At 61.9% G+C, this 10,001-nt stretch carries 8 protein-coding genes and 1 pseudogene; 4 read left to right on the top strand and 5 right to left on the bottom strand.

Translation table 11 applies throughout. The annotated features are described in order from the left end of the window. Positions 1-112, top strand: a pseudogene (locus ACTWPW_RS53350) (IS5/IS1182 family transposase); the annotation flags it as partial. A 477-nt stretch (positions 113-589) separates the two neighbouring features. Here ACTWPW_RS53350 and ACTWPW_RS53345 read toward each other — a convergent pair. The 4 genes from ACTWPW_RS53345 to ACTWPW_RS53330 form a co-directional block, all read right to left on the bottom strand. Then, a complete protein-coding gene (locus ACTWPW_RS53345; protein ID WP_443173463.1) occupies positions 590-1,774 on the bottom strand; it encodes a cytochrome P450 in 1,185 nt (394 codons plus the stop codon). A 110-nt stretch (positions 1,775-1,884) separates the two neighbouring features. Then, a complete protein-coding gene (locus ACTWPW_RS53340) occupies positions 1,885-2,676 on the bottom strand; it encodes an SAM-dependent methyltransferase (RefSeq protein WP_443173462.1) in 792 nt (263 codons plus the stop codon). A gap of 40 nt (positions 2,677-2,716) precedes the next feature. Next, positions 2,717-4,033 carry a helix-turn-helix domain-containing protein gene (locus tag ACTWPW_RS53335; protein WP_443173464.1) on the bottom strand — a complete coding sequence of 439 codons (1,317 nt, stop codon included), beginning with the start codon at positions 4,031-4,033 and terminating at the stop codon, positions 2,717-2,719. A gap of 300 nt (positions 4,034-4,333) precedes the next feature. After that, a complete protein-coding gene (locus ACTWPW_RS53330; protein ID WP_443173461.1) occupies positions 4,334-4,789 on the bottom strand; it encodes a hypothetical protein in 456 nt (151 codons plus the stop codon). A gap of 175 nt (positions 4,790-4,964) precedes the next feature. Between ACTWPW_RS53330 and ACTWPW_RS53325 the strand changes: the two genes are divergently transcribed. Beyond that, positions 4,965-7,103 (top strand): ATP-binding protein, encoded by a 2,139-nt coding sequence (locus tag ACTWPW_RS53325; RefSeq protein WP_443173460.1) that lies wholly within the window; start codon positions 4,965-4,967, stop codon positions 7,101-7,103. A 17-nt stretch (positions 7,104-7,120) separates the two neighbouring features. On the opposite strand, the gene ACTWPW_RS53320 is transcribed toward ACTWPW_RS53325, so the two are convergent. After that, positions 7,121-7,981 (bottom strand): terpene synthase family protein, encoded by an 861-nt coding sequence (locus ACTWPW_RS53320; RefSeq protein WP_443173459.1) that lies wholly within the window; start codon positions 7,979-7,981, stop codon positions 7,121-7,123. A 566-nt stretch (positions 7,982-8,547) separates the two neighbouring features. Here ACTWPW_RS53320 and ACTWPW_RS53315 point away from each other — a divergent pair. After that, positions 8,548-9,171, top strand: coding sequence for a hypothetical protein (locus ACTWPW_RS53315; protein WP_443173458.1), 624 nt, complete (start codon positions 8,548-8,550; stop codon positions 9,169-9,171). A 36-nt stretch (positions 9,172-9,207) separates the two neighbouring features. After that, complete coding sequence (locus ACTWPW_RS53310) at positions 9,208-9,987, top strand: SDR family NAD(P)-dependent oxidoreductase (protein ID WP_443173457.1); 780 nt, start codon at positions 9,208-9,210, stop codon at positions 9,985-9,987. The last annotated feature ends 14 nt before the right edge of the window (positions 9,988-10,001 follow it).

Here is a 10,001-nt window from a genome sequence, read left to right as displayed (position 1 = left end):
TTACGAAACTCTGCCCGCCAGCTCTGAAGCGATGATCTACATCGCCTCGATCGACAATCTCACCAAACGCATAACGGACGAGACCACCCCAACCTGGCGAGACACCTACTAGAACATAAGGCGCAATCTACTCAAATCAAACGCCCTCTGAGGTACCTGCGGACGCTGCGCAACGCTGACGGCATCGAGAACCACGAGTCTGCTCGGCCGCCACCACGGGATCGGGCGCGATCCACTTAGCGTCGATCTTGGCGGCGTGAAGTCGTAGAACGTGATCTTGGCGAGTTCGCGTTGTGAGTAGCCGCGCTGCTGGCGGAACAGGCGCAGGGCCGGCCTGAACGCGTACACCGCGGCGTCGTTGCCCTCTATCGACTTGTCTCCCCACCTGCGGTGCTTTGCTTCTTCCCCAACGCCGGCCCTCTGGCCAGCCCGCCATCGCCTGCGTGACGATGCTAGCGGCACCGGCGTTCGCGCGCCCCGCCTCAAAGCTAGGTTGGCCACTGCGGGACTCACTCACCGCGAAGACGACGAGTCCGCCTGACGCAAGATCGCATGCCGACCGCTCCTTGCATGTGACAGCGGTCGGCCATCACCTGGGCTTGATCGTGGTGGGCAACTGCGCGTGACCGCGGACAATAGGGCTGGCACTCCAGGATGCATGCGCGATATCCAGGTCGTAGTCCACTTTGACGGCCGCCACGAGCTCCTGCAGTACCACTGTGGCTTCCAGGCGCGCCAACAGGGCGCCGAGACAGAAATGTGGCCCAAGCCCGAACGCGAGCGTTTTCGCCAGAATCTTAGGATCGCGGCGCATGTCGAAACGGTCGCCGTCAGGAAAGGCCCGCTCATCTCTATTCGCTGCTGCGATCAACAGCAGCAGCCGCGTATCGGTTGGCACAACGGCACCATGCCACTCCGTGGGTCGTGTGACGCGCCTGGCGGTGTACTGGCTGGGTCCCTCGAATCGCAGTGCTTCTTCGGCCCAGGCGCTGATCCCGATGTCTCCCGACCACACTGCCGCACGCTGGTCAGGATGCTCCCAGGCGCATCGCCAAGCGGTGGTCAGTAGCCGGATGGTTGTCTCGTTGCCAGCGATGCCGAGCAACATGAGCGTGGCTGCGACTTCGCCATCGGACAGGTGCTTGCCCTCGCTGTTTGCCTGGAGCAATGCAGAAGCTAAGTCGTCCTTGGGCGAACGGCGGCGCTTGGTGATGAGCTGGATGTAGTACTGATACAGCTCGACGTTGGCCTGCTCCACCGCGGGCGTAAGCCTTCCGTGCAGGTCTTCGCGCGTCATGATTTGATGACTGAGTCTCAGTAGCAGCGATCGATCGGCCGCTGGCACTCCGATAAGTTCGGAAATGACATCCACCGGAATACGTGCTGCGAAATCGGCCACGAAGTCGCCAGTGCCGCGCTCCAGGAGCGTCGCCAGATACTCACGCGTCAGCTTGCGGATGCGCGGCTCGAGGCTGCTGACACGGCGGGAGGTGAAGGCGTGGGAGACAAGTCGTCGCCTTTCCGTATGCAATGGAGGGTCCATGGCGACGAACCCCATCGCCTCCGCGGCGTTTGGTCCGAACTGCTCCAGAGCGGGGCCATGGTCGGAGGAGCAGACGTCGGGCCTTCGCAACGCGTCGGCGACGTCCTGATGGCGCGATAACGCCCAGAAATTGAGGTCGGGATTGTGATAGAGCGGCTTCTCGTCGCGTAGCCATCGATAGGTTGGAAATGGGTCACGTCGGAGTTCCGGATCGTTGGGATTGTATGCCATGTCTCTCCGATCGCTTTCGTTTCAGATGGCGCTCAGGCTCTACGCATGTTGTGGCCCCGGCCGCGTACGCGAGTACGTGCTAAAGATGGCAAGCCTCGACGATGATGGCGCTACCCTCTCCTTGGGAAACGGATCCTGCCAATGCCACCGTACAAGCCGATATGCTCGGGAGGGACTTCCGGCTCGGCGTGATCCGGGCGCCAATGCATCACGTTGACCAGGCCGGGCGGTACAAGGTCACAACCTTCAAAGAAGGTGAGAATTTCGGTGAAGGTTCGCATATTTGGCTGATTTGATGAGTCTTTGTACTCCTGGGAGACGACTCTATTGAGCTCTGGCTTGAAACCGTCCATAGTGCCATGCGTTATCGCGATATAGCTGCCGGGTGACATGGCTGCCTTGAAGCGCTCGGTGTGCTCGTATGCACCGTCGGCGTCGGTGATGAAGTGTAAAATCCCGAGCATGAGCAGGCCAGTTGGTTCGTGCTGGCTGAGGAAGTCGGCCACGTGCGGGTGCTTCAGGATATCGTCGGGTTGACGAGCATCGCCCTCAACGATGCGGACACGATCCGAGCCTGCCATGAGGTTGTGCGCGTGCGCGATGACGCGCGGGTCGTTGTCGACGTAGACAACCTTGGCGCCCTCGGCAACTTCATGGACGTTGCTCTGCGTCGGTAAACCGGTGCCGATGTCCAGGAATTGGCGGACGCCTTGGTTCACGAGGTATCGGACCATGCGTCCGAGCACTTTGCGGTTCTGCTCGATGGTGGGCACGTAGTACGGTGTTCTCTCCCTGATTCTGGCCACGGCGGCAGCCTCTTCTTTAGTGTGATTGACCCCCTGCAGGGCACAGTCGTACATGCCGGCGGCGGTGATACGGTCGAACGACGGAAGTGTGGTCATGGAGATCCTTAGAGATCAACTGTATGTGTGAGCCACCTGCTCACGATTCGGCGATGTGTCGTCTGATATCGGCTAGTGTCTGCACGGTCTGATGGTCGGGGACGGCGCTCCAGTCAAGCCGAATATGGGCCATAAGATAGGCATCCGCTTCCTCAAGGCCAGCGATGATGTCGTCCTCGACGAGTCCATTGACGCATACGAGATTCGGCCTGCCGAACCGCTGCATAATGGTGAAGGATCCACCGCGAGGACAATACCGTTCCCCATCCAGGGGGATGATCCGCAGCGCCACGTTATCCCGCTTGGACAAGTCGATGAGGTGGGTGATCTGGCCCGTCTTGACGTCGCGGTCTCCTGGCATGTCGAGCAGCGCCGCTGCCCGGATGACCCACCACAAACGTGCCGACTGCTGTTGGAGGGGTCCGATCTGCCGCTCAAGCACCAGACGCGCGGCAAGGTCCATGTGCTCATCGGCCTGATCGGGGTAGTGTGCGGCTGCGCGAGCGGCTCGGGCATAATCCTCTGTCTGCAAGAGCGCGGGGATGCCTTCAGCTGCGTAGCCCTTGATGATTCCAGCGTTGGCCTCCGCCGCCATGATCGTGACCAGCCACAGGGGCAGGGGAGCGAAATAGCTCTCGAGCCACCAAGCGCCAGCATGTTCACCGCGGGCAACCTCAAAGATCAGCGTACGGTGCTCAGGAGCGGTCACTCCATACAGCGTGAGCAACTGCCCCAGCTCTGTCTCAGAGGAAAGTCGTTCACCCTCCTCGATGCCGAGAATGACCTGCTCGGATGCGCCAATGGCCGCTGCAGCCTCGGCCGCCGAGACCTTGGCTGCGGCCCTGAGATTGGCCAGTCGCTGACCGAGGGGGTTGCCGGGCAGCGCCGGGGTGAGCGCCTGCGCCACCTGAAGGGGCGAAAAGGGATGAGTGCTCACCGGGACGTGGGTGAGGGGCTCCGACCATGTTGGCGGTCGAGCAGCGGGTGCCTGCTGCTGCTTTCCCTTCTCGAGCCTGGCGAGTTCGTGGATCAGATGGGCGATGGATCGCTGAGACGAGGCGGGAAGCGTCTTGTAGCCGGCGATGACTTCGGTGGGACGCGGTGGTGCTGCTGAGTAAGCGGCATCGGTGCGGCCGCCGGACTCGTCCTCGTCCGCGCCACACAGCCAGTCCAGGGAAACATGCAATACTCGCGCGGCCGCGACGAGCAGGGAGACGTTGGGATTGTCGCGCACGCCACTGCACAAGCCACTGACATAACTGGTAGTAACTGGAAAGCCCTGCTCCGCGAGCTTGTATCGAAACAGGGCTTGCGAGAGGTTCCGATCCTTTAATGCTTGTCGGAAGCGTTCATCCATCGTTGCCACAGCGTCCGCCCTTCGCCTCTGGACCCTCAAGCGGATCGTCGAGTCATCTGCTAGTGAACACCGAAAGCTGACAGTTGACAAATGGCTGGGAGCGCGATCAAATCAGCGCATCGTCGAGAAATGGAGCGCCGCGACTGGCACGGACGTGGGCTGGACCGCAGAGCGCCTATGAGGAATCACGCCACGTGAAAGGCCATGGCCATGCAGGACAGGCGAAGGTGAGCTGACGAGGATGCGCGGGTGGGATGTGGCTGGTGACCGGGAGGTGAGTGAGCAGTGCGTCAGGCTCTGCTAACCGGCCGATGCGATCGTTTCATTCTCGCCGCTCACGGCCGGTGTCGCCGCATCTCGGCCGGCTGCAGCCGCCGCTATCTCCCGGAAAATGGCTTCCTGCGCAGTCGGCGACAGCGCGGCCAAGGCCTTCGCGGCCTCACGCAGGGCCTCGTTGCGGCCCAACTCCAGCATCAGTCGGGCGTGTTCACTCAGCTTGATACCCAGTTGGCGCTCGAGATCGGCCGGAGATTCTCCAAAGGCCATGGCGATGGGCACGATCGTCTTGTCCACCGAGACATTCTTCGCTCTGGTGGGATCGAGGAGATCGCTGATCGTGGTGCGCGACGGGCCGTGCCCGACCCGCTCCTGGATGAAAGCTTCGACGTCTCGTACCGGCATGCGTTGCCCAGGAGGACCGTCGACGCGGATAAGGCGATCGAGCCAGCGCGCGACTCGGGCATTCGGCCCTTTCAAGCTGCACCTCCCAGCTTTTCTATGCAACTTACAACGCAGATGATGATCGCACTAGTGGATCAGCCACGGTTGGCTCTGCGGGCCAGCACCCGGTCCACTCCCTTCCCGCCCGATCGGTCACGGCCGTGCTGCCGAAACAGCCGACGAGCAAGCCGGTCCTACGAAGGGAGATGTCGTGGGCGTGTTGCTCTACAGCCGTGAAGGGAATCTGCCCGAAGGACTCCCCGACATCATCGGTCGCGGCGAACTGTGCGTGCGGATCGCCCGAGCCCTGGGCGAGTCTCGGTGGGTCAGCGTGTGCGGTGGCGGGGGAGTCGGCAAGACCCGTCTAGCGATTCAAGTAGCGCGATGGTCGGCCGCAGATTATCCAGACGGTGTGTGGCTGGTGGACCTGTCGTCGTTGGTCGATCCCACCCTGCTGGTCAGCACGCTGACCTCGGCCCTGGATCTCGCCGACGTTTCCGCACGCGAGGAACGCGTCGTCTTGGCCGAAGCCCTGCGCGACAAGCGACTTCTTCTGATCCTGGACACCTGTGAGCACATGCTCGTACCCGTGCGCAACCTGGCCGCAGAACTACTGGACGTCGCACCCCGGGTACAGATCATCACCACCAGTCGTATCCCGCTGGAGCACCCATGGGAGAGGATCATTCAGGTTCCGCCCATGTCGACCCGCGCGTCTGCCAGCGCAGCCGGCCTGCCGGGCAGCGAGGCCGCGCAGTTGTTCGCGGCCCGAGCCCAACGGGCCGCTCCCGGCTTCGAGCTGGGCCCTGACACCCTCTCCCAGGTGACCACCCTGTGCCAACGCCTGGATGGAATCCCGTTGGCTCTGGAGCTTGCGGCCGGTCAACTCCGCCACTTGTCCCTTGAGCAGCTCATCGCGCGCGCGAACGTGCTTGACGGGATCGCCTCAGCGTATGACGTCGACCGCGAACGCCATCAGACCTTGCACGCCGCAATGGGCTGGAGCCACGAATTGCTGGAGCCGGCCGAAAGGCTGCTTTGGGCACGGCTCTCCGTCTTCGCCGGAAACTTCGATCTTGACGCAGTCCAGGCGGTCTGCGCCAGCTCAGAATTGCCGGCCTCGCGGATCGCGGATGCGCTTGACAGCCTGGTCCACAAGTCCATCGTCGTGCGGCAAGAAGGAGACAGATCGGTACGCTTCCGCCTGCTCGACACGCTGCGCGAGTACGGAGCGATGTGGCTCAGCGAACTGGATGAAAAGGCCCTCCTGCAGCGGCGGCACCGCGACTACTACCTTGGCCTCGCCCAACGCGGTGAAGGAGCCTGGTCAGGGTCGGAGCAAATTCCCTGGTTCGTGCGGATGCGCCAGGCACTCCCCAACTTGCGGGCTGCCCTCGACTGGAGCCTGCGCCAGACACAGGACACCGATCACGGCCTGCGCCTGGCCAGCAGCCTGTGGTTCCTGTGGGTGGCGTGCGGCTTTTCGGCCGAAGGCCGCCATTGGCTGCACCGTGCTCTGGATGCCTCACCCCAGCCCTCGAAGGCGCGCTGTCAGGCACTCTGGGTTGAAGCGTACCTGGCCAACGCGCAAGGAGACCTGTCCAGCGCCACGGCAGCGGCTCACCGATGCCGCACCGAGGCAGTGAAGGTGGGAGATCCCGAGGCATTGGCCGTCGCCACGAAGATGCTCGGCACCGCCGCCTTTCTCGGTGGCGACCTGGAGTCGGCCGCGACCTATCTTGGCCAGGCACTGGAGTATCTGAGCGCCGATCCGAAACATCTCAATCCCGGACTCCTGCCGGCGGTCGTAGAGCTGGGCCTGGTCGTCACCATGAAGGGCGAACCCCAGCGCGCCCTGCCCGTGCTCGCCGAGTGCGTGACACGCTGCCGCGCAGTCGGCGAAACCTGGCTACGTTCCTACGCGCACTACGTACAGGCTCTAGCACATCGGGCACTTGGCCATGTTCCGGAAACCATCGCTGCCCTCCAGACTGCACTACGGATGAAGCGACACTTCCGGGATGTTCTTGGCATCGTCTTGTGCTTGGAAGCATTATCCCAGGTGGTGGTCGATGCGGGCTGGTCACCGAGAATGGCGGCCGTCCTGCACGGAGCCGCGGATGTGAACTGGAGGGCCTATGGGCTGCCCATGATGGGTAGCCCGGCGTTCGCGGATGCGCATGCTCGTTGCGCCGAAGAGGTCACGCGTTTAATCGGCACGGCGGCATACCACGAAGCATGGGCGCAAGGGGCCCAGATGAGCCTTCGAGCCGCCGTCGACTATGCCGTGGGCGACACAGCTGACTCAGCCATCATCGGGGCGGACATGTTGGAAGCCGGTGCTCGCTGATCATCGGCAACGCCCGCTCACGAGCTCGTTATGTGATAACGCGAGCTACGCAGAGAATAGTCCAACGCCCCACTGATCCACGTCTTCAGCCCATGCACAAACGTGGACACCGCCGCATCCCCCTCCGTCTCCAGCAGATGGCCTATACGCACGACCTGGCCCACAGCCTCTTCCCGCATATGAACGACCTGATCGAGGGCCTGTGCTACGGATAAGCCCATATGTTCCATCAGGACGCTCACTAGGTTATTCATCCCGTTGGGGGAGGAAGCCTCTTTCGAATAGCTGATAATGTCATTGTCATAAACGACAGCGTCCACGGCCGCCCGCTCGATGTCACGCACCTGAGCATCAAGCCACCAAGCGGTAGGCAACGGCCGTTGTGCCGTGATATCGATCAGTGCGTACACCGTGTGCATGGCGCCTGTGATACGCCGCATGATGACATAGTCGGCAACGGTGGGAACCGTACGTCGCTCACGATTGGCGGCCTCCCATGACTGCGCATAAAGATACTCGACTGTTGCCGTCCGCCAGCGCACCAGCTGCTCACCAGTTGATACTTCGGAGATGCGAGCCCGGATATCGGCGAGGGCGCCCGCGAAGCCACGCAATTGCCCGCTCTCTCCTGCTAAGGCACGAAGGAAGGCCGGCGTGGTCCAGATGGCCTCGGCGGTATCCGTGGCGCCCTCATACACTGCGTCATCGATAGCGAACAGCCAGCCACACCAATCGCTGGCCAACTGGAGCAGTGACTCCTCGGCGAACGGATAGACGCGCGCGGCCAATTGCCCGTAGGCCGCACGCCTGAACCGGTCCATCTGTTCCCTGTTGAGCACGTCGAACAGGCCAATCCATGCTTCCGTTCCGGCCTGCACCGATACGGCGTGCGGACTGACATGAAGTGGAAAGGGGCAGCTGAGTCGTGGAACGGCGGATCTTCCGTGATCACTCGTGAATGACATTGACCTTCCCTGTCTCGATGTCCTGATCCCCCTGCGGGGGCAGACTTTTCTTCCGAATGCCTTGCTAGCACGAGCTAAGTCGCCAAACGATCACCTGTCAACTAGTTGACAGATGATCGTCCCTTCCGTCAAGGTGATAGAGAACTTCCCCTGGCATAACCGACCATGATCGTTAATCTCAAGGGGAGATTGCTATGCCACACCCCTCTCCGCCGCAATCGGATCCTCCAGCGCCAGGCGCACAAGGCGAACAGGACTGGATCCGCAGCGAGGACCTAGCCGTTCCGAAGTTCTGGATCACGGCACGCGACGAAGAGGCTCGACCAACGGAACGATCCGCATCATGGGACGTTTCCTACGGTCTGTATCGGGGGCCGGCGCGACACGGCCCGATCCCCGGCGTGCTTGGACTCCACCGGCTCATTCCGTACGGCGCCGAGGTCCACGGCTCCTGGGTTGCACAATGGGAGGCCCTCGACATGCCCGCCTTTGACATGTGCTCGGCCTGGAATCGCATTCTCACCGAACCTCCGGGCAGTGACATATACAGGCGACTCGCCAATGCCCTGCGGCTGCGCCACGGATCGCCCGATGTGGCGAGATGGCACGCCTGGCCGGTCGACGCGGTGCTTTCCGCCAGACTGCCGTACGCAGAAGCCGTGATGACGAGGAGGGACTTCGAAGACCTTCTCGGTGCGAAGGCCGAACCCACTGCTAGAGGGTTGCGTCAGGCCATCAAGGACGGTGGCCTCGAGCTCAAGTTGGTCACGCATCAGAGTGAAGTGGACAAGGTCGAGGGCATTACGAGGCTTCATATAGCCCGAAACGAAACTCTCGAAGCTCTCTGGGACATGGATATGGTGATCGATGCTTACCGAAGGGTTCTGCCATCGCACCTGGCCGCGAGGCAAGAGTCCGGGCTGCAGTTCTATCGGAAATGCCCAGTCTCACACTTCGCGTCCCATGGCAGTGAACTAAAGATGGTGGAGTGGGCCGTACTCGGGCTGATTCTGGGCCACGATCCTGGGCTGACGGCAGTTCTCATCCTCTCGACTTCGGGCTACCTTGATTCGCATTCGCTGAAGCATAGCTTCGTGTTTTGAAGCCTTGCTTGAGATACGAGTAATGAAGGAGGGTCAATGGAATTGGGCTTGCGCGGGAAGAACGCGATAGTAACAGGCGGCAGCAGCGGAATTGGCCTCGCCGTCGTACAGGAGTTACTCCGCGAAGGCGTAAACGTGATTGCTGCGTCCCGTTACGGCAGCCAGGAGTTGAATGCTCTAAACGAGCGGGACAGTCTGCCGGTTGAGTCTGTGCTGGTGGATCTCGCACGCCCGGGTGGCGCGACGGTGCTCGCAGCACGCGCACGGGAGGTGTTCGGCGATGACATTGACTATTGGGTTAATTGCGTGGGGAACGTATCCCTGGCCTGCTTGCAGGGCGACCTTGCGCATGTCGCAGATCATTGGAGGGAGGCATTCGAGATCAACCTGGGAAGTGCGGTTCGTGTAGCGGAAGCCATCATGCCAAGCTTGATTAACCGTAAAGGCGCGATCGTGCACGTCGCTGGACTTGCGCCCCATGCCGGCACCCCGACAAGCCCTGTCGACTACACCGCCGCCAAAACAGCGCTCATCAGCTTCAGCCAGAGTGTGGCCGCAATGTATGGGCCGCAAGGCGTGCGCAGCAACACGGTGTCGCCAGCACCGACCGCGACCCGCCTCTGGGATCGCGTCGCGAAGGCAAACATGATCAGCGTGGAGGCGATATTTGCCACCGTGCCCCCCAACGTCGGTATGACCACAGGACGCATGGTCCGTCCCTCAGAGGTCGCCGCACTGGTTCTCTTTCTCCTCAGCGACAGCGCGGCCTCCATGAATGGCACTGATTATCGGATCACCGCAGGCATGCGACTCTAGACGTCCCGATCTTG

This window comes from Nonomuraea sp. KM90 (assembly GCF_052246675.1).
Classification (GTDB): domain Bacteria; phylum Actinomycetota; class Actinomycetes; order Streptosporangiales; family Streptosporangiaceae; genus Nonomuraea.
This window is presented reverse-complemented; position numbering and strand designations above follow the sequence as displayed.

Bases quoted from the DNA above. Each gene is read 5' to 3' on its own strand.
- ACTWPW_RS53335 (WP_443173464.1), bottom strand. From the start codon at position 4,033: ATGGATGAACGCTTCCGACAAGCATTAAAGGATCGGAACCTCTCGCAA.
- ACTWPW_RS53345 (WP_443173463.1), bottom strand. From the start codon at position 1,774: ATGGCATACAATCCCAACGATCCGGAACTCCGACGTGACCCATTTCCA.
- ACTWPW_RS53340 (WP_443173462.1), bottom strand. From the start codon at position 2,676: ATGACCACACTTCCGTCGTTCGACCGTATCACCGCCGCCGGCATGTAC.
- ACTWPW_RS53310 (WP_443173457.1), top strand. From the start codon at position 9,208: ATGGAATTGGGCTTGCGCGGGAAGAACGCGATAGTAACAGGCGGCAGC.
- ACTWPW_RS53315 (WP_443173458.1), top strand. From the start codon at position 8,548: ATGCCCGCCTTTGACATGTGCTCGGCCTGGAATCGCATTCTCACCGAA.